Raw genomic sequence first — 26006 nt, forward strand, 5'->3', positions numbered from 1 at the left:
TTGCACACCTCGTCCAGTGCGGCGGCGAACTGCGGTACGCGGGCGGCGAGTTCACGGCCCATGCCCAGCCGCTGCGCCCCCTGACCCGAGAAGACGAACGCAGTGCTGACGGGGCCGGGAGCGTGCCCCGTGATCACCTCCGGATGGGAGGTTTTGGCAGCCAGAGCCTTAAGCCGCTGCACGAAATCGGCCGTACTTCGACCCAGTACGACGGCCCGGTGCTCGAAGGTGCTCCGGGTCGTGGCGAGCGAGTAGCCGATGTCGGCGGGGGAGAGGCCGGGGCGGACGGCGAGATCGAGCAACCGGCGGGCCTGGGCGCGCAGACCGTCGGCGCTGCGGGCGGACAGGACCCAGGGGAGAGACAGCAGCGGGGCATCGGGTTCACCGGCTCCTGCCGCTGCGGCCGTGTCGGGCTCGGGCTCATCCGCCGTCGGCACGGCGGCGCCCCGCGCGACGCTCTTCGCCTCTTCCAGGATCACGTGTGCGTTGGTGCCGCTGATACCGAAGGAGGAGACGGCGGCGCGGGCGGGGCGGTCGTGGGTGTGGGGCCAGGGTTGTGGTTCGACGAGGAGTTCCATGGCGGCGGAGTCCCAGTCGATGTGGGGGGTGGGCTGGTCGACGTGGAGGGTGCGGGGCATGGTGCGGTGGCGCATGGCCTGCACCATTTTGATGACGCCGCCGACTCCTGCGGCGGCCTGGCTGTGTCCGATGTTGGACTTGAGTGAGCCGAGGTAGAGGGGTTGGCCGTTTGTGCGGTGGTGGCCGTAGGTGGCTTGGAGGGCTTGGGCTTCGATGGGGTCGCCGAGGCGGGTGCCTGTGCCGTGTGCTTCGACGATGTCGATGTCGCCGGGGTTGAGGCCGGCGTCGGCCAGGGCGTCGCGGATGACGCGTTCCTGGGAGGGTCCGTTGGGTGCGGTCAGGCCGTTGGAGGCACCGTCCTGGTTCACGGCCGAGCCCCGCAGGACGCCCAGCACGTCGTGCCCCAGGCGCTGGGCGTCCGACATGCGCTCCAGGAGGAGTACGCCGGCGCCCTCGGCCCAGCCGGTGCCGTCCGCGGCGGCGGCGAAGGACTTGCAGCGGCCGTCCGCGGCCAGCCCCCGCTGCCGCGAGAACTCCACGAACATGCCGGGCGTCGCCATGACGGTCACGCCGCCCGCCAGCGCCAGGCCGGACTCCTGCGTGCGCAGGGAGCGCATGGCCGTGTGCAGCGCCACGAGCGACGAGGAGCAGGCCGTGTCGATCGTGAGAGCGGGCCCGGTCAGGCCGAGTTGGTAGGAGATGCGCCCGGAGATGATGCTGGCCGTGCTGCCGGTCAGTACGTGCCCTTCGATCTCCTGCGAGGCCTCGTGCATGCGGGGGCCGTAGTCGGGGGCCATGGCACCGATGAAGACGCCGGTGGCAGTTCCGTGGAGGGTGCGCGGATCGAGCTTCGCCCGTTCGATGGCCTCCCAGGACGTCTCGAGCATCAGCCGCTGCTGCGGGTCCATCGCCAGCGCGTCCCGGGGCGAGATCCCGAAGAACGCGGCATCGAAGTCACCTACGTCGTGCAGGAAACCGCCGCTTCGCGTGTAGCTGCGCCCGGAGCTCGCCGGGTCCGGGTCGTAGAGGTCCTCGCTCCAGCCGCGGTTCGTGGGGAAGGGCGAGATGACGTCGCGTCCCTCGGCCACGAGCTGCCACAGGTCCTCCGGTGAGGTCACTTGGCCGGGGTACCTGCAGGCCATGCCGATGATGGCGATCGGTTCGTCCTGGCGGGTCCGGCGGGGGGACGCCGGACCCGCTTTGGCCGGTGCGGGGCTCGGCTTTCTGGTGACTCCGTTACGCAGGTCCTCCAGATAGCCCGCCACCGCCTCCGGGGTGGGGTGGTCGAACAGCAAGGTGGCGGGCAGCTGAAGACCGGTCGCCTTGGCGAGCTGATGGGTCACGGCGAGGGCGGACTGCGAATCGAAGCCGAGATCCTTGAACGACAAGCTCTTCTCGGCGAGGCCGAGCTGCTCGTCGTCCAGGACGGCGGTGGCGGTGGCGAGGACGAGCCGTATCAGTTCCCTGCTGCCCCGCTGCGTGTCTGCGCCATCCCGCTGGACGGGCGGCTGCGGACGCCGGCGCGGCATTCGCTCCTCGCGCCACCTGCGCGCAAAGGCGTAGACCGGCAGGTCCACGCGCCGCGCGTCACTGCCGTCGAAGGCATGCCGCCAGTCGACGGCCACGCCCTTCACATACGCCTCCGCCAGCGAGGTCATCAGCCTGCGCCGGCCGGGCTCATCGTTCCGCAGGGAAGCGATGACGGCGCACGACCGGTCCATGTCCGCCGCGGCGCGCATCAGTTCACCGGCAAGCGCCGGATGGTGCGAGATCTCCACGAAGACGGTGCTGCCGTTGTCGAGCACCGCACGAACGGCGTCCTGGAGGCCGTCTCCGGACACCAGATGGCAGGGTATGGAGCCGTCATCGGGCGACAGGTGCACAGGCAGCCGTGACGCGGAGGTGACGGCGCGCGCGGCGTCGCGCAGCGAGAGCGATCCCGCGACGCAGGCGGCGGCCACGGCTCCGCCGGTCTCCGCCACGATCCGGTGGGGGACGACCCCGTACGAGCGCCACACCTCGGCGAGCGACACGGTGTGCGCGAAGCGCACGGCCCGGGCGACCTCGGGGGAGTCGGCCGACGGGGGGCCTTCGGGGCCTTGGTTCCCGGCGCCCAGAATCACCTCGGTGAGGCTCCAGTCGGCGAACTCGGCCATCACTTGGGCGCATTCGGCCATGCGTGCGGCGAAGACAGGCGAGGACCGCCACAGTTCGGCCGCCGACTGCGCCAGGCGGGAGCTTTCGGTGCCGTCCGAGGCGTCGGGGAAGACGAAGACGGTGCGGGTGCGGTCCGGGTCGGTGACGGGTCCGGCGAAGGTGTGTCCGTGGGCCACCTCCCGCAGCGAGGCGAGCAGCTCTTCCCGGCTGCTGCCGACCGCGACGGCGCGATGGGAGAACGTGGTGCGTCCGCCGACCAGGGACCAGCCGATGTCCTGCGGGCGCGCGGCCCGGTCGTCCTCGACCCGGGCGAGCAGCGCGGCGGCCTGACGGCGCAGGTCAGAGGGGGTACGGCCGGACAGCGGCCACGGGACGACGGCGGGGGCGCCACCGCCCGCGGACGGGGCCCGGTCGAGGGACGCGGCCTGGTCGGCCGACGGAGCCTCTTCGACGACGCCCGCGTTTTCGTCACGGGGAGACCCCCCGCGGTGGCGCAGGCTCAGCAACGCCTTCAGAAGACCGGTGATGTCGACCGCGGGGCCGCCCCCCTCGTCCTCGCTCGCGACGCTGCCCGCGATCACGCCGTGTACGCGGTCGCCGTCGGCCAGAGCGAGGTTCAGGGGCTTGAGTACGACGAGTGCGGCGCCCCGGCCGCCGAGAACGTCGGGCGTGCGGCCGTCCGGTGACGGGTGTACGAGCGGCCCCGCCACGAGCGCGGTGGTGACCTCGCCGCCGCGCAGGCTCTCGCAGGCCCGGTGCAGGGCGGCCGACGAGGAGGAGGGGCCCGGCGCGATGGTCGGCCTCGGCCCGGACAGCCTCAGGCTGCGGGCGATGCGGGCAGCGCTCGTGTCCGGAGCCGCGCTCGCGTCCTGGTCTGCGCCCACCCCACCCGGCGCCCCCACGAACACCCCGGCCGGGGTGCCGCGCAGCGAGGCGGGGACGATGGCGGCGTCCTCCAGCGCTTCCCAGGCCAGTTCGAGCAGCAGCCGCCGACGCGGGTCGAGGCCCTTGGCTTCGCTCGCGGAGAGCCCGAAGAACTCCGCGTCGAACGCGTCCGCCCCCTCGCCCCCGTCCGCCCTGTCGGCCCCGCCAATGTCCTCGCCCTCCCCGGAGCCCGCCGGCGCCGGACGGGTCTCGGTGCTCACCAGGTGCCAGAAGGCCGTGGGGTCAGCCGCGTTCGGCGCCCAGCACGACATACCGACGACCGCGATCCTGTCCACCTGAAGTTCGCCGCCGGACGGTTCTGTAAACACTGATTTCTCCCACCGGAATGAGGCTTTCCGAATAACTGCACCGCACCGGTGGAAACCCTAATCAGGAGCAACCATGCGCCGGTAACAATGTGTTCTGTCACGCGCGAGGAGCGTCCCGTTACCAGCCTCGGAGATTCTCCCGGACTTTCGTACCGGAAGGTGCGTGAGAATAACGTGGAACTCTCTCGGCGGGCTCGCCTACGCGTTGTCCCACGACGGCGCCCGCCGCATCTCCACCACCGCGCACGACCAGGTGAACCCGGCTCCGATGCCCGCAAGGAGGATCCGCTGCCCGGGCTTGGCGCTGCCCGACTCGGCGAGGTAGGCCAGGCTCGCGAACTGGTCGCCCGCGCCGAGGTGCCCCACGGTCCTGCCCCAGGCCCAGGTGGTCGCGGACGGGTCCAGGCTCCACGGCCGCAGGAACGTCTGTGTGAGGCGGCGGCGTCCGAAGTGCGGCAGCACGAACCAGTCGATGTCGGACAGCTCGCAGCCGGCCTCGTTCAGCGCCCGCTTGAGCACCTCCGACTGGCCCGCGCGTACCCGCGCAACGCTGTAGGAGACACCCACCTTGTTGATGAAGGCCTGCTTGGTGGCCTCCAGGTCCATGGGCCGGCGGACCTCGAACGGCTCGGCTCCGAAGGGGTCGTCGCCCCGGTGCATCTCCTCCAGCTCGGGCTCGGAGACGGTGCACAGGCTGCGCAGCTGCGCGAAGCCGGGCTGGCGGGAGAGGACGAGCGCCGTGCCCGCGTCGCCGTACACGGTGCCCGGGTCGCCTCCCCAGCGGTCGAAGCCCGGCTCGCAGAACCGGTCGCCCGTGGTCAGCAGGGCCGAGCTGTTGCGCAGGCCGCCGCTCAGCATGCCGGCGGCCAGCTCCATGGCCGCCATGCCGCCGTTGGAGAGCTGGCGCACCTCGATGGCGGGGCAGCGGTTGCCCACCGCTTCACGCTGGATGTAGGAGACGGGGGCCCACAGGTCGTGCCCCTGGTAGTAGACGTCGGCGTGCAGGATCAGGTCGACGTCCAGGGGCACGGTCCCCGAGCGCCGCAGTGCCGTGCGTGCGGCCTCGGCCGCCATCTCGGGCGCCGAGACGCCGTCCGATACGGCGATGGAGGCCAGGTCCGTCTGCCGTGCGAGCCTCTCGTCGAAGTCGCCGCGCTCCACGGCATCCGCGACCGCGACCCGGCCGGGTATGTGGACGCCGACCCCGGTGATGTACAGGTCATCGAACCTCATCAGCCCGTGTCTCCCTTTCCGCTGCCGATCTGCTCCCGCTACGCCCTGGATCTCAAGCCCTGATATCCGCCTCATGGTGACAAGAAGACGTGCAATCAGGATGGAGGATAAATGGAGAAGACAGCTCCCCCGATGTTCTCCGGCTGCTCTCCGGCCGGTAATCAGTCGGTAATCGGCGGGTGTTCCGCAAGGGTGCCCGAACGGTGGGGGAGCGGCGGTAAATTGCTGGAATGGAACCTCAAGACCTGGAGATTCTTCGACAGTTTGTCAATAACAAACTCGGCGGTGACGACACGCAGTTGGACTCCCTGTCGGAGAAACCCCTGCAGCTGTATGAGGACTTCGGTGCGACGGGACTCGCCAACTGGTGGCTGCCCGAGGAGTCCGGGGGCCGCGGGTTCTCCCTCGAGGACGGCGTCGAGATCGTCAACGAAATCGCGTACGGCGATGCCGGCGTGGCCTTCACGCTGCTCGTGTCGATCCTCGGCAGCACGGTGGTCCGGCTCTACGGATCGGACGACCTCAAGGCCCGCTATCTGAAGCCCATGGCGACCGGCGGCACGTCCTGCGCCGCGCTCGGCAGCGAACGCGAGGCCGGCAGCGAGCTGAACAGGATCGGGACGGTCGCCGCGCGGTCCGGGAACGATCTCGTCCTGACCGGTGAGAAGTTCTTCGCCACCAACGCGGACTTCGCCGACTTCCTGCTCGTCATCGCCAAGGCCGCCGACGATCCGGACGAGTACCTCGCGGTGGTCGTCCCGAGGGACGCGCCGGGGGTCGAGATCGTCAAGCGCTGGGACGTCATCGGGCTGCGCGCCTCGCACACCTACTCGGTGAAGCTCGACAACTGCCGGGTGCCCGCCGCCAACCAGCTGTCCGGGTCCGGCCTGCGGCTCCTGGAGACCGGGCTCAACGCAAGCCGGACCCTCATCGCGGCGAGCGCGATCGGCATCGCGAGGCGGATACGGGACCACTGCATGACGTACGCGAAGGAGAAGCAGTTCCGCGGCGGCACTCTCCTGGAAAGCCCGGTCCTCGCGCAGAAGCTGGGGCAGATGGAGATGCAGATCGACGTCATGAAGAGCCACTGCCTGAAGGCCGCCCGCGAGTACGACGAGATCATGGCGGCCCCTGACGCCGCCAAGGTCTTCTCCCGGAAGGGCACGCTGAAGTCCGCCCTCACGGCGAAGATCTTCTGCGGCCAGGCGGGCTGGAGCATCGCGAGCGCCGGCTCCGAGATGTTCGGCGGACTCGGCTACACGAACGAACTCCCGATCGGAAAACTGCTCAGGGACATGCGCTACGTGTCGATCGTCGAGGGAGGCGACGACGTACTGCGCGAACTCCTGTTCAGCCGCTACGTGATACCGGTGTCGCGCCGTACCTGAGCACCGCGCGCCGTCGGTGACCCCGGAGCCGAGGCCGATGGGTCCAAACGGCGAAGGCGGGCCGCGCACGCGGCCCGCCTTCACCGTGCCCTGTCCGTCAGGCCACCGGGGGATGCAGCAGCAGGGCCGACGGCACGGCATCCGGAGCGGTCAGCCGCAGCAGGTTGTAGCCGATGCCGGCAAGGCCGGTGAACAGCCCCGGCACCTCGGCGCCGTCGGGCGACCCGCACCGCCAGCCGTCGCGGCGAGCGCTGCGCAGACAGGCGTCCAGCCGGCGGTCGAGCTCCCCCGGTTCCGTCAGACCGTGCCGCTCGGCCAGCAGAAACAGTTCGAGGTTGCCCAGATCGCCGTGACAGAGGCTGTGATTGCCGCGGCCGGGCCCAGTCGCGCGCAGCGCGGCCGTCACGTCGAGGACCGCGTTGTCCCGCAAGTCCGGTACGCCCATCAGGTCGAAGCGCGACAGGGCGATACCCGCCGCACCGTGACACCACGCCGAGCGGAACCGTTCGGCGGCCCCGTCGCGAAGGTCCGGCCAGTTGCCCGCCTCGGTGTCGAAGGTGGCCGCCTCGTATGCCAGTGCCCGGGCCGCCGCGCTGCGGTAGCGCTCGTCGCGGACCAGGTCCGCGAGGCGTGACAGCGCCATGAGGATGCCCGAAGTGCCGTGCGCCAGGCCCGTGATGGGCTGAGCGCTGCGCACGCTCTCGTTCTGCCACGCGGCGCCGACCGGCGTCGCCGCGGTGCGCGCGAGCAGGTGGTCGGCGGCGCGCCGTGCCGTGGCCGCCAGACGCGGATCGTCGTCGACGGCGAGCGCGCTCAGGAGCACCAGGACGCAACCGGCGCTGCCGCCGAAGACGTCCAGTTGCCCGTCGTGCGAGATGGCCTCGTCCAGCTGGGGCAGCAGGGCGTCACGCACTGCTTCGTACGAACGAGTCGAGCCGGACGTCCGGCGCTCGTGACTCAGCAGGAACAGTGCGCTCAACCCGGCGCAGAAGGCCCCCAGAGCGGGTGCCGCCGCAGCTGCCCCGGATTCCGCGGCCCGTGCAGAGGTGACACGCCGCACGACGTCCGCAACCACCAGATCGGCGAAATCCGCGTACCGCTGCCGACCGCTGACGCGACCGAGTGCCCGGAAGAAGAGACCGATCCCAGACGTGCCCGAGTAGAGATCCGCGCCCACCGGCTCGATGTCGCTCACATCCGCCGCGACCGTGCGCGTCCCCAGCCACCCGACCCGCTCTCCGCTGACGCAGGCCAGCCGCATGAGCCGGTCACCGATCTCCTCCGCCGCTCTGAGCGCCTCCTCGGGCAGTGCGGCGCGGGTAGTGGTGGTGGTGCCCGTACGCCGGCCCGAGCCGGCGGGGGCGACCCGGCGAGCGTCGGGCGGGCGGAGATCCGCGAAGGCCGCACCAATGATCCATTCCTGCCGTTCGCAGTCGTCGCGCCCCAGCCGCCGCAGGCGCTTCCGTACGAGGTCCAGTGGCGCCTCGGCCAGGAAATCCGGTATCCGACGGTCGTTGTGCACATACAAGTCCCGTGCGTCCGGGCGTACTTGGAAGAAGGGGATGTCACCGCTCAGCAGCGCGTCCATCTCGCCGCGGACGATCACCTCACGGTGCGGGGCCCCCTGCCAGCCCGAGCACAGGCGGGCCACGCTCTGCTCGCGGTCCAGCGCGTCGCGGGCGAAATCCGGATGGAAGCTCTCCGTGAGGACCTGGCCGTACACGTAGGTGGCGCGGTGCAGATAGCGCACCGGGTGCCCGGCGAACCCGTCGATCAGGCCGCCGGGTGCCAGCAGTTCGTCGCGGTGTTCCCGCAGCCATTCGTACCCGATGCGGAACCCGGCCAGGACGGCGTCGGTGTACTCGCCCGGATTGATCAGGAGCCCGTCCGACGTGCGGGGCCGGTTGTCGGCGGCCGGTACTTCCACCTCCTGGCTGACCAGGCGGATTGTGTCGGTGCCCACGTCCCGGGGAACCAGGACCGGCACGAGCCACGGCTGTCCGCCGGTGCCGTTGATGCCGCTCAGGTCGGTGGTCCTGGTGCGGCCCGGCTCCTGGCCGACCAGCGTTTTGCCGGGGAGCAAGCCCGTGGTGAAGACGGAGTCGCGCAGCATCTCCGCCGCCGGATCGACCGGTGCGGGGGCGCGGGCTTCCCACACGGCCGCGCCACCGCCCGCCGGGTGGAAGAGCGCCTCCAGGTCGATGAGCACGGGGTGGGCGCCCGCGGCGATGAGGTTCTCGTGGTGCAGGTCGGTGCCGTTGAGGGCGTGGACGAGAGCGAGCAGCGCCCCCAGACGCCGGTAGAACTCGGCCGCCTCGTCCGGCGACGCGCACGGGGCCGCCCGGATCAGCTCGACCCACCCGTGGCCGCCCCGCTCCACCACCCGCGGAGTACTCAAGTCCAGACCGCTGTCCTGTACGAAGCGGGCGACAAGGGCGTTGAAGGCGGTGTCCACGCCGAGGGAGCGCGGCTTGTAGATGACGGCGCTGCCGTCAGTGAAGTCCACCCGGGCCACGCTCCGGCCGCCGTTGTGCGTATCGCCCTGCCCGAAGGCCACCGCACCCACGGCGGGCGCCTGCTCCCCGAACCGACGCGGCATGAGGGTGCGGGTCACGTCATCCAGGTCATCGCGCAGATGGCGGGCGAACTGCAGGCGGGTGGTGACCCATTGCTCCATGACTTCGGTGACGCGGCGTGCCAGGACGGGATACCGGGCCCAGAAATCGGCCTGGTATCCGGGGGTCGTCAGGCGCTCGGTGAAGGACGCGAACCGCTCCTGAGCGGTGGCGCCGGCCAGCGAGTTCCGTTCGCGCGCCAGATTGATCTCAAGGATCACCGTGGGGCCGAGCGTCATGTCGAGCTGCTGCAGGGGAAGATCCGAGCACAGGGCGTCCACAAGACCTTTGATGCCCTCGACGGCGGGAGCTGCGAGCAACTCCTCGCGCAGCCGGGCGCGGGCGCGGCGCACCAGCGGTTCGGCGAGGCGCATCAGGGGCGGCAGCAGTGACTCCGGCCGGTCACAGCCGCTCCCCTCTTGTGCCTCGCCTCCGTCGCCGTACCTTTCGTACGCCTCGGTGAACGGTCCGGTCCAGGGCGCGGGAAAGGCATCGGGCAGCCGTGCCGCCACGTCGGCCGGGTCCTCGCCGAGGAGGAGCCGCAACTCCTCGGGCCCGACTCCCAGGGCCCGCAGGTTGGCCGCGAAGGCCGAGGCGTCGCGAAAGGGGGCCATCCGCCGCCATCCGGCGAACCGGTCGGCCCCACGCGTGCCGGACGACGACACCGGCGACGGTGCGCCCGTCAGGCGTTCGCCGACGTACAGCGTCCGAGCTTCATGGATGGTGCCGGGCAGCCGTGCGGTGCGGACTTCCTCGGGCCCGGACATGGCGTTCCCCTTCCAGTCGGCGGCAGAAGGCAGGCCCGGCGAGAGCAGAGAGCCGTCGCCGGGCCTGTGGTGATGAGGCGTCAGCAGCAGTGCCAGTAGCTGATCGTGAGGGTCCGCACGGAACCGCTCTTGGCCTGCACCTCGGTGCGCTCGCCGGGAAGGTCGGAGACGAGGTCGACACTGCCCGACGGGTGGTCCGCGTTCGCGTCGAGGATCTCGCTGATGAAGCCCATGGCCGGGCTGGTGTTCATGTCGTGATTCCTTTCGTCGATGGGGCTTTCCTGTCCCGCCGGCCTCACGGGAGGCCGACGGAGATCTGCCGAGTCACAGGACCTTCTCCATGCCGCCGTCGATGAGGTAGTCGGCCCCGGTGATGTACGAGGCGGCGGGTGAACCCAGGAAGACGATCAGGTTGGCGACCTCCTGCGGCGTGCCCCACCGTCCGGACGTGACGTGAGCCATGGCCGGGAATTCCTCCGCGAACTGCTCGAACGACTCGACGCCCCACTCCTTGCTCAGCCGGGGCCCGTACTCGTCCCACAGCGGAGTCGTGATCAGTCCGGGAGACACCGAGTTGACGCGGATGCCCCGCGGGCCGAGGTCGTCCGCAAGGCTCTTGGACCATGCCCGCAGGGCCGCCTTCGACGACGCGTAGAAGTACGGTCCCTGGCTCGGCCAGCGGCCGACACTGGAAGCGATGGTGACCACGGACTCCCGCAGCTGGGGCAGTAGTTCACGGGTCACCCGGACCGCCGAGTTCAGGTTGAGGTCGAAGCCGCGCTGCCAGACCTCCTCGGTGAGTCCGTCCAGACCCGTGATCGGCATGCCGGCAAGGCCGCCCACGCCGTTGACCAGGACATCGACGCCGTCCGGGAACTCCTCGGCCGCCCGCTGGGCAAGCAGCTTGGCGCCCTCTTGGGTCGTCAGGTCGCCTTCGAAGGTAAGCGCGTCGCTCTCCTTGAGCTCCGCGGACACGTTCAGGTCGGCGCCCAGGACGCGCGCGCCCTCCGCCAGGAACGTGCGGGCGGTCGCTGCTCCGATGCCCCGGCCCGCCGCGGTGACCACGACCGACTTGCCTGCGTACCCCAGATCCATGCTCAATTTCCCCTATCGGTTTGTGGATTGCGTTCTGTTCCGGAGCCGGTTCAAGCCGGGAGACGGGACAGCGTTTCTTGTACGCGCTCCTGGATCGCGGGATCCATGAGCACGGTCGGCGGGTCGAGCAGCCCGAAGACCCGCAGGCAGCTGAGGGTCAGAGGGCCGTCGAGGGTGGCCGCGATCTGGGTCCGGCCCACCAGTTCGAGCGCCTGCAGCGTCTCCGGGGTCCGCTCGCCCTGGACGCCGGGAAAACTGAGGTCGCTGAGCTGCGTCATCGTCCAGACCGGATCGACGACCTGCTCGGTGAGCCGCCGGAAGTACGCCTCCGCATCCGGCTCTTGCCCCTCCTGCAGGTGCTCGCGCAAGGCCACGGCCTGCATGGCGGCGAACGCCATCCCCTGTCCGTAGCGGGGGTTGAGACTGCACACGGCGTCACCGAGCGTGAGCAGCCCGCGGGGGAAGGAGTCCATGCGCTCGTAGCGCCGCCGCAAGCTGGCCGGGAAGCGGTAGCGCCGCGCCTCGGTCAGCGGCTCGGCGGCCTGGAGGATCTCGTAGATGTCCGGGGCCGCGAGGGACTTGGCGAAGGCGTCGAAGCCCTCGGCATCGGTCGGCGGGTGGTCCCCGAGCACGCCGTAGAGCGTCACCACGGCGCGGTCGCCCTCCACCCGCTGGCACGATCCACCGCGCGGGGAGTCGGGGGTGGCGACGATGTTGATGCAGACGTCCCCGGCGAAAGCGCCGGCGGGCGCCCGTACGAAGCGGGTGGCGTACCCCACGTCGACCTTGAGCTTCTCCTCCTCGACCCGCCCGTGGCCGTGCTCCTCCAGCCATACGGGGGTGCGCGAGCCCCGCCCGGTGGCGTCCACGACGAGGTCAGCCGTCAGCGTCTGGCTGCCGTCAAAACCGTCGCGCTCCAGGAGCACTCCGTCGACGACGCTCCCGTCGCCGGAGAAGGAGAGCCCGGCGACGTCCCGTCCGCCGAGCAGTGTCACCTGCGGGAGCGCTTCGGCGCGGGCGCGCAGATGGCGCTCCCTGAAGGTGCGGGAGCTGATCACGGTGGAGAGCCCGGACTCGCTCTTGACGAGGGGGTGGCCGCCGATCACCCAGCGGACGTCCCTGGCGATGTCAGCGGGGTGGGCGCCGCCCGCCGCCATCTCGTCGCCGAGACCGGGGAACAACTCCTCCGCGATCTGGTAGCCGCGGGCCAGGAAGTCATGCGCGTGTCCGCTCTGCGGAACCCCGCGCCGCTGTTCGTCGGCGGGATCGTCCCGCTCCACGACGGTCACCCGCCCGTAGACATCGGCCAGTACCCGGGCCGCAAAGAGGCCGGCCGGGCCGGCTCCCAGGACGACCGCGTGGCCTTCTGCGCGAGATTTCATGCCGAGCCGCTCCTCGTAGTCGGTGCGCGACCTTCCGGGATTCATTTGCGCAGCTCAAAGTAGGCCTACGACGCCCACGGCACGCCCATCGCATGAGCACAATCCGCCGCGTGCGCAGGATTACCGGCGTATTACCAGCGGCTGTTTCCCCGCTTGCCGGCATTCCCTAGGCTCACGCGAAACGTGGTGGCACAGCGGGGGGCGGGAGAGTGTCTGCCTCGTGTCCGCCTCCCCGCACCGGAGGAGAGATGATGGAATCGCCAGCAGCACCGGCAGCAACGGAACCCCAGCTCACCGAGCCGTATTTGACCACCGTGCTGTCCAGTTCGGGCCTTGGGGTCGAATATGTGCGGGCCGCGGGCAACACGGTCTTCCACCTCGACGCCGACGGCAAAGAAATTCCGGTCACCGACTACTGCGGCGGATACGCGTCATTGATCCTGGGCCACAACAATACGGAGATCACGGCCCACGCCAAGTCCGTTCTCGACTCCGGCATCCCGGTGTACGCACAGTTCTCACCTCACCCCGCGGCCAACCGGCTCGCGGCAAAGCTCAACGAAATCGTCGCGCGTGAGACCGGAGCCACCGAGCCCTACTTCGCGCATTTCGCCAGCACGGGCGCCGAGGCGATCGAAACGGGCGTCAAGCACGCGGAGTTCGACCGCGTACTCAAGGTCGCGGCGCTGCTGGGCGAGATCGAGGCGCACATCGAGGAGGCGCGGGAGGCGGCGCGGGGCGGCCGTCTCACGGTGGCCGACTCCGCCTACCGCAAGGCGGGGGCGGAAGCGCCGTCCGGTGCCGGTTCCGACACCGATGCCGCGTCGTCGCAGGACGCCTTCGAGCAGCTGGCCGGTGCCGTGGCCCGCCACAACGGCGAAGTGGCCGCGCGCCCGCCGGTGCTCCTCGCACTGGAGGGCTCGTTCCACGGGAAGCTGATGGGCAGCGTCCAGCTCACCCACAACAGCGGCTTCCGCTCGGCGTTCGGCGGCCTCGGCGCTCAGGCGCTTTTCGTCCCGCACGACCAGCCCGACGTACTCACCAAGACCGTGGACGGCATACGGGAGCAGGCGCGCGTCCTGGATGTCGTGGTCACCGACGGCGTCGCCGAGGTCGTGGAGCGCGACTTCCCCGCCTTCTGCGCCTTCCTGGTGGAGCCGATCCAGGGTGAGGGCGGCATCCGTGAGCTGGACCGGGACGCTGCAGCGCACATCCAGCGCGTGTCCGCCGAAGCGGACTGCCCGCTGCTGATCGACGAGATCCAGACGGGCCTTGGCCGTACCGGCGCCTTCTTCGCCAGCTCCCTGGTGGGGCTGCGCGGTGACTACTACGTACTGTCCAAGAGCCTGGGCGGCGGCATCGCCAAAAGCTCGGTCGTCCTGGTACACCAGAAGCGCTACCGAGGAGAGTTCGAGCTGGTGCACAGCTCGACCTTCGCCAAGGACGGTTTCTCCACCGCCATCGCCCTCAAGGTGCTGGAGATGCTGGAGGCGGAGGACGGCGCGGCGTACCGACAGGCCGTGGAGCGTGGCGAGATGCTGCGCGCGGCGCTCGACCGTGTGCGTGCCGACTACCCGGAGATCGTCAAGGAGACGCGTGGCAAGGGCCTGCTGCAGGGGCTGGAGTTCCATGACCAGTCCGGGTCCGGCTCCGCGATGATCAGCTCCGCCGCCGCGGGCGGGATCCTGGGGTACGTCGTTGCCGGCTTCCTGCTGCGGGCGCACCGTATCAGGGTGCTGCCGACGGCCAGTGCGCCGAACACGTTGCGGTTCGCTCCTTCCCTGTATCTGACAGAAGAGGAGACCGGCCGCCTGGAGACGGGACTGCGTGACCTGTGCGCCCTGTTGCGCGACCAGGACGAGCAGCGCCTGACAGGCTGACGGCACCCGGCGCCGCCGCCGCTGCCGTCCATGACACGCCGCCCCCCGGGCGGCGTGTCCCCGCGCTCGCGGGAGCCGACGCTCCCGCGCCTGCTCAACTTCCTGCCAACGTGCTCTCAGGGACTGGATGTTGACCGGCGGTACGGGGAAGCGAGGTTCTGGCTGCGATCGTATTTGGTCAGCCATGCCGCCAGGACGGCGATGAACGCCCCTGGCGCGACTCGGACCCTTGGGCGGGAAGCAGCCTGTCGCCTGGCAGCGGTCCGTCCAGTACGCCTGCTGGTTCGCAGCCCGGAACGGTTGACGGTGACCGGGCCGCGAAGTCGTGGGACTGGAGTCGCCGAGAGGGATGATTCTCTCCAACCAGCGCAAGTACTGCCCGGGCACCGGATTGCTCACGAAGCTCGCCGACGAGGAGACAGAATGAGCGCCCTCATCGAGGGGGAGGAGATCTCCCACGAAGCCGAGCCATGCCCTGCTCGGCTCGCAGGTCAAGGCATCCCGTTCCTCGGGGACCTTCCGCCGCAGGGTGTTCTGGCTGCTGCCGCACGAGCGGGACTCCGATCCGGCAGGGCTGTACGCGAGCTCGGCCCCGGCCGGGGCCATCGACCCGCGGACCCCGGCCCCGGGCAGCAGGGGCTGCAAGACGGAGCGCTCGGAGGGCGGGCCGCCCTCGCGGGCCATGCGGGAAATGGGGATCACGCTGCCGCTGTGACGCCGCCGCGGCAGCCTAGCGCCGGGTCACGGTCCCGCTGACCTGCGCGTTGAAGACGCGGCGGCCGTCCTGACGGCCGGTCACCAGGACGCTCATGCTGTCGGCCTGCTGAACGAACAGGGGGGCGGTCTCGATCCAGCAAGGCCGGTCGAACTCGGCATAGCTGAGGAACTCCGTGGTCATGGCCGTCAGCGTCAGCGAGCAGTCGGGGACGAGCAGGCCGAGCGTGGCCTGGCGGGCGGCCTCCATGAGCACCATCGGCGGGATGTGGTCGTCGCCGACGTCGAAGAGCACCGGGTGGTCCGGGTCCGGGCTGAGCCGCCAGCGGCCGGGATGTTCACTCGAGGCGAGGACCACGTCCCGCGGCAGACCCCGGCCGAAGGCGGACGGGGCCACCTCCGAGGGGCGGTGGGCCGGCAGGGGCTGCGGGACCGTGCCGCGCAGCCGCTGATAGGCGCCGGGAGAAGCACAGACGAAGCGCACGGCGCCGGTGGCCAGCGCGCGGCCGGCGCGCCGGATGGTGACGTCCAGGCCGAACTCCACGAGTCGCCTGCCCTTGCGCTCGAGGTCGGTGCAGTTCGCGTCGATGGTGAGGTCGCTGGGGACCACGCCGATGGCGAGTTCGTCCGGGTCGGCGGTGAACGACAGATCGCACGGCATGAAGTGATGGCCGAGCGGCACCCCCAGCTCGGCATGCGCGAGATACAGCGCGACCTGCTGGATCGTTTCTGCTGCCTGCAGCGGGTCATGCCGTCCGTCGGGCCCGTTGAAGAAGGCGTGCGCCCGCGGCCACTGGCCGGTGAGCGTGAAGCGCGTGGCGCCCGACCGCCGGCAGCTGGTCAGGAAGACTTCGGCCATGGACGAGTGGCGTACGTACTCGCACGGCACCGTCGTGGTCAGCAGGAACGGCGCATCGGGGCCGGAAACCAGGTTTCCTTCCTCGACCGAGCAGTCCTCGGTCCGCGCCGCAGTGTTCGGAGTCATCAAGCTCATCAGACTTCTCCCCCCGGAAGAACGCCCATGTGATCGAGCACGGGTACGTAAGATACGGACCCACCGGTTTTGTCTTCAACCCCCAAACCGACTACGGAAGCACCCGCGCTCCGATTGGCCGAAAGCGGTCTACGGCACGCCCGAAAAAACAACCAGGCAACCGGTATATTTTCTGGTGGCCGGACAGGAAGTTCCCTGTGGTCCGGCCGGAGGGGGAGCGACCGCGATGGCGTACGCCCGCACAGATGTGGTGATCGTGGGCGGGGGCCCGGTCGGCCTGCTGCTCGCCGCCGAACTCGCCGGCTACGGCGTGCGCACGGTGGTCGTCGAGGAACGTGCCGAGGTGTCCGAACATCCCAGGGCCACCACGCTGCACGCCCGCACCGCACAGATCCTCGCGCGCAGGGGCCATCTGCGCGCTCCCTCACTGCCGCTGGGCGAGGGGACCGTCAGTACGCCCTTCCACTTCGCCGGTGTGTGGGGCCTGGACCTCACCGCACCCGCGACCGAGCCGGAGCCGCTGTTCAAACAGCCGCAGGCCGACCTCGAGCGGCTCTTCGAGGCGCGGGCGCTGGCCGCGGGCGCGCAGGTGCTGCGCCGCCACCGTGTCACCGGCCTCGACCGGCAGGAGACCGGCGTGACAGTGAGTGCACAACACCCCGGCGGGCACACCCGTTTCGAGGCCGCCTACGTCGTCGGGGCCGACGGCGCCCGCAGCACGGTGCGGACCCTTGCCGCCATACCCTCCGACGCGACCTCGCCGACGATGGCGGCCATGGTCGGGGTCGTGCGGTGCGAGGGGGCGCAGGCACCTGAGCCGGGCTGGCATCGCACGCCGCGCGGCTGGGTGGTGGCCAAGCGCACGGCCCAGGGCCGCTTGCACCTGCGGGCGGTCGATTGCCTGCGGGCGCATACGGACCACACGCTGCCGCTCGGAATCGAGGAGTTCCGCCGGGAGATGTCGCGGATCATGGGCCGGGAGATCGCCATGGACGAGCCACGCTGGCTGAGCCGCTTCAGCGACTTCTCCCGCCTCGCCCGCACCTACCGCTCCGGGCGGATCCTCCTGGTCGGGGACGCCGCCCATCTGCATTTCCCCATCGGAGCCCAAGGGTTGAGCACGGGCCTGCTCGACGCCCTGAACCTGGGCTGGAAGCTCGCCTTCACCGTCCGGGGCTCAGCCGCCCCGGACCTGCTCGACTCCTACGACGCCGAGCGCAGGCCCGCAGCCGCGCGTCTCCTGGACCAGATCCGTACGCAGGCGGACTTGATGCGCCCAGGCAGGACACCCGGCTCACTGGAGGAACTGACCGCCATGCTGGGTGCGGACGACGCCGACGCGGAGCTCGAGCGGATCGGGCTCATGGTCAGTGGCCAGGACACCGTGCTGCCGTCACGGTCGGCTCAACCGTCCGTGTGGGAGGGCCGGTTCCTCACCAACCGAGAACTGACAACGGACGACGGACCGACCGATGTCATCCGGCTCCTGCGGGACGGGCGCATGCTTGTGCTGCGCTTCGGGTCCCTGGGGCCGGCTCGCGTGTCCGGCGTGCCGCATGGACTGCGGCACGTCCTGCGCGAGGTCCACGCGGCGCCGGTGGCCGGCTGGCCCCGCGCCGCGGTGCTCCTGCGGCCTGATGGCCACGTGGCCTGGGCGTCGGACACCGCCGACGGCCCCGACATGCCGCTCGCCCGGTGGCTGGCGCCGGCGGGCGGGGCTCAGGCCGAGGCGCCGGCCAGCTCGGCCGTGTCCGCGAGCGCCTGAACCTCGGCGTAGATCGCGGCGCCGCGCTCGGGCGAGAGGTCGATCGTGGTGAGCACAGATGACTGCACGACGTTGGGCATGATGTGGCGCAGCAGCACCGACGTCCGGTGATTCAGATCCGCGTAGTTGCTGACGGCCTGGGACATCGACTGCACGCCGGCGTAGGCGCCCACCACCAAATCAGCCGTGTCACAGGGCACGACGTGGGGCAGCAACTCACCTTGCTCCTTGGCCACTTCCAGGAGGGTGGTCATCCCCTTGCCCCAGTCCTGGAAGGACGTCCCGCGGTCGAGCTCCGCCGCGTGCTGGTCCATGGCCAGACGGACCCCGGCCCGCACCATCGGGTCCTCCTGCAGCCGGTACGTCTGCAGGAGAACCGTGTCGATGACCTCCTGCGCCTTGCAGGCGCGAGGCGGGACGATTCCCATGTGACGTCCCTGCGCCGCCATCACCCCATAGGCCAGGTCCTCTTTGGACTGGAAGTGGAAGTACAGCGCACCCTTGGTCACACCAGCGGCGCTGAGGATGTCCGTGATGGTGGCCGCCTGGAAGCCGTGCTCCTCGAATACTGAGGCTGCAGCGACCAGAATCGCTCGTCGTGTGCGGATCGCACGGTCTTGTTTTGGCATGTTTCCACCGCCTCCGAGATCATGGAACCTGGGGAGGCCCATATAAAAAAAACCGTCAAGTTCGTATCTTAGCCCCTCTCGATGCCTGCCGTCAGAGCCCAGGACGTGATCGAGACCGGGCCGGATGTCGGAGTTGTGCGGGGATGGCCGGAGCGCGGAGCGCTCTACAGCCGGACGGCGGTGACGGTGGTACGGAACATCTCCGCGCCGCCCTGCTCGCCGATGACCTGAACCCGTTCGCCCCGGGGGCCGTCGGGCAGCCGTACGGCCTCGATGAAGCACGGTGCGTCGAGCTCGACGTAGCGCAGGTACTCGGACTCGACCTCCACGGGCACCAGGCGGGCGGCGTCGGGGAGGACCGCCGCCGCGGCCTGTCGCGCGGCCTCGGTCAGGAGCATCCCGGGCACATGGTCGACGGGGTGGTCGAAGAGCACGGGATGGCGGGTGTCCACCCGCAGTTGCCACCGGTGGTCGGCGCCGATGGGGGAGAGCACCACATCGGTCGGCGACAGGCGGCCCACGCTCTGCGGCGGAACCGGCGCGGTGAGCGGGATCTGCAGATGTCCCTGGTTGCCGCGCAGCCGGCGGTAGGCCCGCGGCGCGATGCACGTGTACGTGATGCGGCCGGTGGCGACGGTCTGTCCGTCTCGGCGGATCACCGCGTCGTAGCGGGCTCCGGTGTGCGTGTCCCGGCGCTCGCGCACGTCGCTGAACGTCACCTCGATGTCGAGGTCCGCCGGGGTGCTGCCGACGTGAAGCTGCTCCGGCCGCACCGACATCGCGAAGGTGTGCATGAGGAACTGGTGGCCGACCGGGACACCGAGTTCCGTGTGCGGCAGAAGGAAACCGACCTGTCTGATCGTCTCCGCGGCCAGCAGCGGGTCGTGGTAGGTCCCCTGGAGGGGCGAGTAGAAGCTGTGGCAGCGGGGCCACTGGGCCGTGACGCCGAACTGCATGTCGTCGAGCCGCCGTTGGCCGGTGAGCAGCACCTCGGCGACGGCCGCACGATGGACGAACTCCTTGGGCACCGTGGTGGTGAGCCGGACCGGCGGACGGTCTGCGGGCCACGGATCCTGCGGCGTCGGGCCGGCGGGTATCCGCTGCAATGGTTTTTCCGCGGGGCTGAACGTGTTCGTGGACATGTAGTTCCCCCAGAGTCGTGACCGGAGAGAGCGCCGAGAGGGGCGCCCTCGCAGATCTCAACATACAGACCACCCGGTTTATTTACTACAGACTTGTGCCGTTTATTGAGTGGCGGGAAATGGAGGTTCCGGTTCCGACCTCTCGGGTCAGAACAGGCGATAAGCGAGCACTCAATTTACCGCAGGGTGACCGGAAGATGCCCCTGAGCTCGCCTATTTGCTCGAACTCCCCGCTGTGGACTCCGGGCGGCCCCGGATGCGCCGCGACCGCTTTGGCGAGAGGACCGTATGCCGCACGGGATCTGAGGGAATTCCGTCACGCGAGAATGCCCGGATATTTGTAGGGCGCGCTGTAGTTGACCGCTGGGCGGGCTCGACCAGTGCTCCAGTACGGACGGCGACGATCGCCCCGCCCCGATCGCCAGCCCCGGAGCGCGGGCACCTGACGGCAGCCCGCTCCGCGGCGGTGCGATGGCACCGGGGGAGGCGTCCGTCACGTGGTGCGGGGCCGGGACAGCTCGGTACCACCGGCCGGATCCAGGGCGGCGAGCACCTCGGGCTTGGCCAGACACGGCAGGATGAAGTGCCAGAAGCGGGCCAGCGCGCCGGGCGTGAACCAACGGGGATCGGCACCGCCGAGCACCTCGAGGCCGGTGATGGCCGCCGTGATCGAGACGCTGACGTCCTCGGGACGCACATGATCGGCGAGCAGACCCTCCGCCTCGGCCGCGGCCAGCAGCCGGCGGACACAGGCATGCCACTCCAGGCGCAGGTCCGGGCCCGTGCGCCCCGGCGTGCGGCAGCTGAGATGGAGCCCGGCCCGTGCCACGACATTGCGCCGCAGCTCTTCGGCGAGGGCATGCGAAGCGGCGGTCAGCCGCTGCAGGGCGTTCATGCCCGGCGCCTGGACCGCGCGCACCGCGCCCCGCAGGGCAACGGCCGCGGCGGCCTCGACGGCGGAGGCCACCGCGGCCTTGTTCGCGAAGTGGAAGTGCAGGGCCCCGGCGCTCACGCCGGCGTTGGAACTGATCTCCGCAAGCTTCGCCTGGACGTATCCGCAGCGTTCGAACGTCTCGGCCGCCGAGCGGATGAGCGCGTCACGGGTGCGTACGGCACGTTGCTGCTTCATGCGGGATCTCCTCCGGGGACGGTTGCTGCACGATCCCCAAGTATGAAACCAGCATGCCGGTTTCTTTGCTACGTGTGAAGATTCTGGCCGATTTGTGCTGGACGCTCAGACGGGTATGGCGCTTCCGCGTCTTCTGTGTCGATCACGATTCACGGGGTCCGGCCGACGGGCCGAGTGTCGACCGAAAACCGGCTCCACCTTGGGCAAAGGAGATGCGAGTGTGCCGGTTGTTGCCCCGAGGTCCCCCGGCCCCCGGCGGCTACGGTACGTTGCCCCCTGCACCCATCACGCCTCCGGCCGTTAAAGACTCGACAAAACCAACCCCCCGTTTTGTTTTGTTGTATGCGGCGGAAAGTACGACATGCTCTTTGCAGTGCCTGCCTCGGCCGCGCGTCGCAGGGTGCCCGGCGGCGTCACGAGTCCGCGATGCCGGCCCGGCTGTGTCAGAGGCGGGCCGTGTTGGAGAGGTGAGCGATGGCCAAGCAGGAGCGAGCGGTCCGGACCCGCGAGTCTTTGATCCAGTGCGCCGCCGAGGTGTTCGCGCGCGAGGGGTACGTGTCGGCTTCGCTCTCCCACATCAGCCGGCGGGCCGGGGTCAGTAACGGTGCGCTCCATTTCCACTTCGAGGCGAAGCGGGAGCTGGCCCGCGCGGTGGAGGACGAGGCGGCGCGCAGGGTGCGGGCGATCACCGGAGATGTTCCGGCGGCCGGCGGCGTTCGGGGGGACGCGTTGGAGGGTTTGATCGACGCGACGCACGGCCTGATGGCCGGCCTCGCGGAGGATGTCGTCGTACGGGCGGGCTTCGAGCTCGGGGGCGAGCCCGCGCTGGGGGCGAAGGCGGGCGTGCGGCGGTACTGGCAGGCGTGGGTCGAGGACATGCTCGTGCGCGCGGAGCGCGAGGGGCGCCTCGCGGAAGGCGTGACGCCCGAAGGGGTGGCGCCCTCCATCGTCGCGGTCACCGTGGGTCTCGAAGTGCTGGGCGGCACGGACAGCGGATGGCTGACGGGGCAGCACATCGACGCGTTCTGGGAGCTGGTCCTGCCACGATTGACCGGCGAAGCGGTCTGAAAGTCTCCAATCAAACAGACTCAGTTGGCTGTTTCTGGGCGCTATAGGCGCTACTGACCCCCTTGAGGACTGCCGGACGGCAGCCGTGGACTCACTACGCAAACCCTCTCGTACGTCTGTGACGAGGGGGTTTGTGCCGTTCGTGGCTCAGTCCATCAAGGCTGTAGGTGCGCTCAAGGAGCAGGGGGGAGGTTATGAAAACAGCGCGACCGGTCTGGTATTGACAAACCGGGTTGCTGGTTTTTTACTGGTGGCACCGGACAGCCCGGGATACAGGCCACACACGAACTGGGGAGACGGCGTGGATATCGATGTTCTGGGTCCGTTGGGTGTGAAGGTGGATGGGCTTGCTGTGATGCCTACGGCTCCGAAGCCGCGGAAGGTCCTGGCGTTGCTGGCGCTGCACGTGGACCGGGTGGTGCCGGTCGCGGTGTTGGTGGAGGAACTGTGGGGGGAGCGTCCGCCGCGTTCCGCACGGACGACGTTGCAGACGTACATCCTGCAGCTTCGTGAGTTGATCGGTGCGGCTCTCGAGCGCGGCGGTCATGCGTCGTCGGCGGACGGTGGTTCGCCGCTGTCGGCGAAGGACGTGCTCGTGACGGCTCCGGGGGGCTATCTGCTGCGGGGCGGTGGCGGTGCCAGTGACGTGCGTGAGTTCGAGCGTCTCGCGGGCCTGGGCTATCGGGCGATGGACGCGGAGGACTTCGCGGGTGCTGCCCGGTATCTGCGCGAGGGCCTTGCCCTGTGGGGTGGGCCGGCGCTGGCGGATGTGACGGCGGGTACGCAGCTGGAGATGGAGGTCCGGCGGCTGGAGGAGACCCGGCTGTGCGCGCTCTATCAGCGGATCGAGGCGGATCTGCGCCTGGGCCGGCACCGTGAACTCCTGGGTGAGCTGACGGTGTTGGTGAGCCGGTACCGCACGCACGAGAACCTGCACGGCCAGTTCATGCTGGCCCTCTACCGCTCGGGCCGCCGCGGCGAGGCGTTGAACGTGTATCAGCGGCTGCGTCAGGTACTGGTCGGCGAGCAGGGACTTGAGCCCTCCACCGAACTCCGCCGGCTGCAGGGGGCCATCCTGAAGTCCTCCGAGCCCGCCCCTCACACCGCACGGCCCGAAGCCGTCAGCAGTGGTGCACGGGATCGTCTCGTCCGGGCCGGATAATGGCCGCATTCCGCGGCCGCTGCCTTCAACGCGGCCGCTCCGTTCGAGCAGTGCCCGCCCCGCCCGTTCCCGAACGGCCTGACGCAGGCTTCGGGTGGGTGGGGCGCCTTGCTGCGCGGGTACGGGCGCGCCATGCGTGCAGCTCACGGCAGGGCCAGGCGCCGCCGGGCTACCGGCTCACTCGCTCTTCCTGGACTCTCCGCAGCAAGTCCTGCTGGTCCAGGACCAGTTGCTCGACCCGCGTCCGCAGCCGCGCCACCTCCGCCGACAGGTCCGCCGGCAGGTCCGCCGTCCGGGGCTGCGACCCCGCCAGCGCGGGGGAGTGATTGAGGATCGCCTCCATGCGGGAACGCAGGGGCGGGCCCGGTTCGATGCCGAGGGTGGTGACCAGATTGCGGCGCGCCCGTTCGTAGACGCTGAGTGCCTCCGCCTGCCGGCCGCCCCGGTACAGGGCGACCATCAGCAGATCGTAGAAGCGCTCACGCAGAGGATGGTCGGCCGTCAGACGCTCCAGGTCCGAGGTGATCCCCGCATATCTGCCGCACCCCAGGCTCGCCTCGTACAGGGCCTCCAGGGTGGTGAGGCGCTGCTCCTCCAGACGGTCCGCCTCGGCCGAGCAGAGGGGCCCGTGGCGGCTGTCCTGCAGGGCCGTGCCCTGCCACAACGCCAGGGCGCGGCCCAGGAGTTCGGTCGCGTAGCGGGGGTCGTCGGGGACCGCGGCCCTGCCCTGCCCGGACAGCCGGGTGAAGCGGGCCACGTCGGTCGAGGCCTGGCCCAGCCTCAGCAGGTATCCGGCGGGCAGCGTCCTGATCCATTCGTGGCCTGGAAACGGCAGCAGCCTGCGCAGCCGGGCGACATGGGCCTGAAGGGCATTGGGCGCGTTGGACGGGGGCCGGTCGCCCCACAGTTCCTCCACCAGCCGGTCCACGGGCATGAGTTCGCCCGCGTGGATGACCAGGGTGGCGAGCAGAGCCCGCTGCTTGGGCCCGGAGGGCACGATGCCCGCCCCGCCCACCCCGTCATGCACGGCCAGCGGTCCCAACAGCCGGAACTCGGTCGCCCCGCCGCGCACCGGAGCCGGTGCGGCGAGGTCGAGCACGGTCATCGCGGCACCGTGGACGGCTCCCGGGTCAGGAGCAGGGCGCGGTGCACGTCGTCCTGGATCCGCCCGGCGACCTCCGGGAGCCGGTCCCGGAAGTAGAAGTGGTCGCCGTCGAACAGACGCGTGCCCATGAAGTGCGTGGAGGTGGTGCGCCAGTCCTCCAGGCTGGGCGGTGGCGCCACCTCGTCCCGGGTGCCGCCGTAGACGGAGAGCGGAACCGGCAGCGGCGCGGTCAGTGGCTTCGTGCGCCAGGTCTCGCTGATGCGCAGGTCCGCGCGGATGACCGGCGCGAACAGCTCCCACAGCTCCTCGTGGGCGAGGACCGAGGACGAGGTGCCGCCCATCTCGGCGAGTTCCCGGCGCAGTTCCGCGTCGGACAGCAGATGCCGGCCCGCACCGTTCCCGTCGGGGCGCAACGCATCGTGCGCGGACACACCGAGCCAGACCGGCGGTGTGCGGTCCGCCTCGACGAGCCGGCGGGTCAGTTCGTACGCGATCAGTCCGCCCATGCTGTGCCCGAAGAACGCGAAGCGGCCCACGAGCCGGGGACCGAGCTCATGCAGGAAGTGCTCGACCAGCGCCCCGGCGTCGTTCAGCGGGATACGCCGGTCGCTCGGGCCGCGGCCCGGCGCGTCGGGGGTCTGCACCTCCCAGTCGGCCGGGAAGCACGGTGGCCAGTCGCGGTACATCAGATGCGAACCACCGGAGTGGTGGAACACGAACAGGCGCAGCTCCGGCTCTTTCGCCTTCTGCATGGCGACTCCATCGACGAGGCACTCCGGCGTCCGGCCCGATGACCAGGATCCCGGGCACGGGGACAGGGAGTTCGGACGATAGTCGCCTCCCGGCTGCGCGGGCCTGGGCGCGAGTGGCCTTCGAACCGCGCTGCACACACTCTCAAGGCGCGCCGTACACCCTCCCGCCCGCCGCCTGTACAGCGCTGCTTGAGGGCGGGTCCAGCAATGTGGGGGACGGCCGAAACCAGGTCTAGCGTGCCAGAGACCAAGACCGCCACTCGATGGGTCAACGGCACGGCCGTCACTCGATGGCGTACGGGAGGAAACCGTGAAGATTCAGGTTTTGGGGCCACTGAGCGCCGACGTCAACGGTGTCTCGATCGTGCCCACCGCGAGCAAGCCACGTCAGCTCCTAGCCCTCTTCGCGTTCTACCCGAGCCGCATCATTCCGGTGGCCACGCTCATGGAGGAGCTGTGGGGCACCGAGATGCCGCAGAGCGCCATGACCACGCTGCAGACGTACGTCCTTCAGCTCCGGCGCCGACTCGGTACCGCCATGGGGCCCGACTCTCCCGGCAACGCCAAGGAGATCCTCGCCACCCGGCACGGCGGATACGTCCTGCAGATCCCGGCCGACTCCGTCGACCTGCACCGTTACGAGCAGCTCGCCGCGGACGGCCGGCGGGCCTTCGAGGAGGGCGAGGACGTTCAGGCGTCCACGCTGCTCAGAGGCGCCCTCGACATGTGGAACGGGGCGGCCCTGGTCGACGTACGAGCGGGCTCGATCCTCTCCATAGAGATCATGCGGCTCAACGAGTCCCGCCTGGTCACCGTCGAACGGCGCATCGACGCCGATCTGCGCCTGGGCCGGCACAGCGAACTCATCGCCGAGCTGACCGACCTGATCGCACGCCACCCCCAGCACGAGGGGCTGCACTCGCAGGCGATGGTCGCCCTGTACCGCTCCGGACGGCAGGCGACGGCACTGGACGTGTACCGCAGGCTGCGCGCGCGGCTCATCGACGAGCTCGGCGTGGAGCCTTCGCCGCAACTCCAGCGTGTGCACCAGATGATGCTCACCGTCGACCCCGAGCTCGACGTGGTGGCGGGTGCGCGGCGCACCTCGACCTTCGACCGTTACGCCGCCTGACATTCCGGCGGCCAAGCCTCTGCTCGCCCAAGATGGCGCCGACCAGGGCCCGTTGACGGGAACGG

18 protein-coding genes and 1 pseudogene are annotated in these 26006 nt (G+C 70.1%); 7 read left to right on the plus strand and 12 right to left on the minus strand.

Features of this window, described 5'->3' with window-relative positions:
• The coding region (locus tag ACZ5U5_RS38820; protein ID WP_469031257.1) for a beta-ketoacyl synthase N-terminal-like domain-containing protein at positions 1 to 3989 on the minus strand (3989 nt) is incomplete at its 3' end.
• A 198-nt stretch (positions 3990 to 4187) separates the two neighbouring features.
• On the minus strand, positions 4188 to 5222 hold the full coding sequence (locus ACZ5U5_RS38825; protein WP_469031258.1) for a ketoacyl-ACP synthase III family protein: 1035 nt from the start codon (positions 5220 to 5222) through the stop codon (positions 4188 to 4190).
• Positions 5223 to 5452: 230 nt separating this feature from the next.
• Here ACZ5U5_RS38825 and ACZ5U5_RS38830 point away from each other — a divergent pair, with 230 nt between their 5' ends.
• On the plus strand, positions 5453 to 6610 hold the full coding sequence (locus ACZ5U5_RS38830; RefSeq protein ID WP_469031259.1) for an acyl-CoA dehydrogenase family protein: 1158 nt from the start codon (positions 5453 to 5455) through the stop codon (positions 6608 to 6610).
• Between the two features lie 97 nt (positions 6611 to 6707).
• Here ACZ5U5_RS38830 and ACZ5U5_RS38835 read toward each other — a convergent pair whose 3' ends face one another.
• From ACZ5U5_RS38835 to ACZ5U5_RS38850, 4 genes are all read right to left on the minus strand, one after another.
• Complete coding sequence (locus tag ACZ5U5_RS38835) at positions 6708 to 9992, minus strand: type 2 lanthipeptide synthetase LanM family protein (RefSeq protein ID WP_469031261.1); 3285 nt, start codon at positions 9990 to 9992, stop codon at positions 6708 to 6710.
• An 80-nt stretch (positions 9993 to 10072) separates the two neighbouring features.
• Positions 10073 to 10243, minus strand: a complete 171-nt coding sequence (locus tag ACZ5U5_RS38840; RefSeq protein ID WP_469031262.1) for a hypothetical protein — start codon at positions 10241 to 10243, stop codon at positions 10073 to 10075.
• Between the two features lie 73 nt (positions 10244 to 10316).
• Entirely contained in the window at positions 10317 to 11087 is a 771-nt protein-coding gene (locus tag ACZ5U5_RS38845) for an SDR family NAD(P)-dependent oxidoreductase (protein WP_469031263.1), read from the minus strand.
• Positions 11088 to 11137: 50 nt separating this feature from the next.
• On the minus strand, positions 11138 to 12469 hold the full coding sequence (locus ACZ5U5_RS38850) for an FAD-dependent oxidoreductase (RefSeq protein WP_469031265.1): 1332 nt from the start codon (positions 12467 to 12469) through the stop codon (positions 11138 to 11140).
• Positions 12470 to 12720: 251 nt separating this feature from the next.
• Between ACZ5U5_RS38850 and ACZ5U5_RS38855 the strand changes: the two genes are divergently transcribed.
• Both ACZ5U5_RS38855 and ACZ5U5_RS38860 read left to right on the plus strand, forming a co-directional pair.
• Positions 12721 to 14349: an aspartate aminotransferase family protein gene (locus ACZ5U5_RS38855; protein ID WP_469031266.1), complete on the plus strand. Its 1629-nt coding sequence runs from the start codon at positions 12721 to 12723 to the stop codon at positions 14347 to 14349.
• Between the two features lie 469 nt (positions 14350 to 14818).
• Positions 14819 to 15064, plus strand: a pseudogene (locus ACZ5U5_RS38860) (DUF6009 family protein); the annotation flags it as partial.
• 15 nt (positions 15065 to 15079) lie between these two features.
• On the opposite strand, the gene ACZ5U5_RS38865 reads toward ACZ5U5_RS38860, so the two are convergent.
• Complete coding sequence (locus tag ACZ5U5_RS38865) at positions 15080 to 16048, minus strand: ScbA/BarX family gamma-butyrolactone biosynthesis protein (protein ID WP_469031268.1); 969 nt, start codon at positions 16046 to 16048, stop codon at positions 15080 to 15082.
• A gap of 235 nt (positions 16049 to 16283) precedes the next feature.
• On the opposite strand from ACZ5U5_RS38865, the gene ACZ5U5_RS38870 reads away from it, so the two are divergent.
• Positions 16284 to 17822, plus strand: a complete 1539-nt coding sequence (locus ACZ5U5_RS38870; protein ID WP_469031270.1) for an FAD-dependent monooxygenase — start codon at positions 16284 to 16286, stop codon at positions 17820 to 17822.
• On the opposite strand, the gene ACZ5U5_RS38875 is transcribed toward ACZ5U5_RS38870, so the two are convergent.
• The 3 genes from ACZ5U5_RS38875 to ACZ5U5_RS38885 all read right to left on the minus strand — a co-directional run bounded on the left by ACZ5U5_RS38875 (position 17777) and on the right by ACZ5U5_RS38885 (position 20722).
• A complete protein-coding gene (locus tag ACZ5U5_RS38875; RefSeq protein ID WP_469031272.1) occupies positions 17777 to 18451 on the minus strand; it encodes a ScbR family autoregulator-binding transcription factor in 675 nt (224 codons plus the stop codon). The genes ACZ5U5_RS38870 and ACZ5U5_RS38875 overlap by 46 nt on opposite strands.
• 164 nt (positions 18452 to 18615) lie before the next feature.
• Complete coding sequence (locus ACZ5U5_RS38880) at positions 18616 to 19593, minus strand: ScbA/BarX family gamma-butyrolactone biosynthesis protein (RefSeq protein WP_469031274.1); 978 nt, start codon at positions 19591 to 19593, stop codon at positions 18616 to 18618.
• Positions 19594 to 20086: 493 nt separating this feature from the next.
• Positions 20087 to 20722, minus strand: coding sequence for a ScbR family autoregulator-binding transcription factor (locus ACZ5U5_RS38885; RefSeq protein WP_469031276.1), 636 nt, complete (start codon positions 20720 to 20722; stop codon positions 20087 to 20089).
• Positions 20723 to 21196: 474 nt separating this feature from the next.
• Here ACZ5U5_RS38885 and ACZ5U5_RS38890 point away from each other — a divergent pair, with 474 nt between their 5' ends.
• Both ACZ5U5_RS38890 and ACZ5U5_RS38895 read left to right on the plus strand, forming a co-directional pair.
• Positions 21197 to 21790: a ScbR family autoregulator-binding transcription factor gene (locus ACZ5U5_RS38890; RefSeq protein ID WP_469031278.1), complete on the plus strand. Its 594-nt coding sequence runs from the start codon at positions 21197 to 21199 to the stop codon at positions 21788 to 21790.
• Between the two features lie 301 nt (positions 21791 to 22091).
• The gene (locus tag ACZ5U5_RS38895) at positions 22092 to 22952 is read left to right on the plus strand and encodes an AfsR/SARP family transcriptional regulator (protein ID WP_469031339.1); all 861 of its coding nucleotides are present in this window, start codon (positions 22092 to 22094) and stop codon (positions 22950 to 22952) included.
• A gap of 169 nt (positions 22953 to 23121) precedes the next feature.
• On the opposite strand, the gene ACZ5U5_RS38900 is transcribed toward ACZ5U5_RS38895, so the two are convergent.
• Both ACZ5U5_RS38900 and ACZ5U5_RS38905 read right to left on the minus strand, forming a co-directional pair.
• Positions 23122 to 24057: an AfsR/SARP family transcriptional regulator gene (locus ACZ5U5_RS38900; RefSeq protein ID WP_469031279.1), complete on the minus strand. Its 936-nt coding sequence runs from the start codon at positions 24055 to 24057 to the stop codon at positions 23122 to 23124.
• Entirely contained in the window at positions 24054 to 24809 is a 756-nt protein-coding gene (locus tag ACZ5U5_RS38905) for a thioesterase II family protein (RefSeq protein ID WP_469031280.1), read from the minus strand. The genes ACZ5U5_RS38900 and ACZ5U5_RS38905 overlap by 4 nt, the downstream gene beginning before the upstream one ends.
• A 310-nt stretch (positions 24810 to 25119) precedes the next feature.
• Between ACZ5U5_RS38905 and ACZ5U5_RS38910 the strand changes: the two genes are divergently transcribed.
• Positions 25120 to 25941, plus strand: a complete 822-nt coding sequence (locus ACZ5U5_RS38910; RefSeq protein ID WP_469031282.1) for an AfsR/SARP family transcriptional regulator — start codon at positions 25120 to 25122, stop codon at positions 25939 to 25941.
• Positions 25942 to 26006 lie beyond the last annotated feature (65 nt).

This window comes from Streptomyces sp. NPDC033177, from assembly GCF_055577715.1.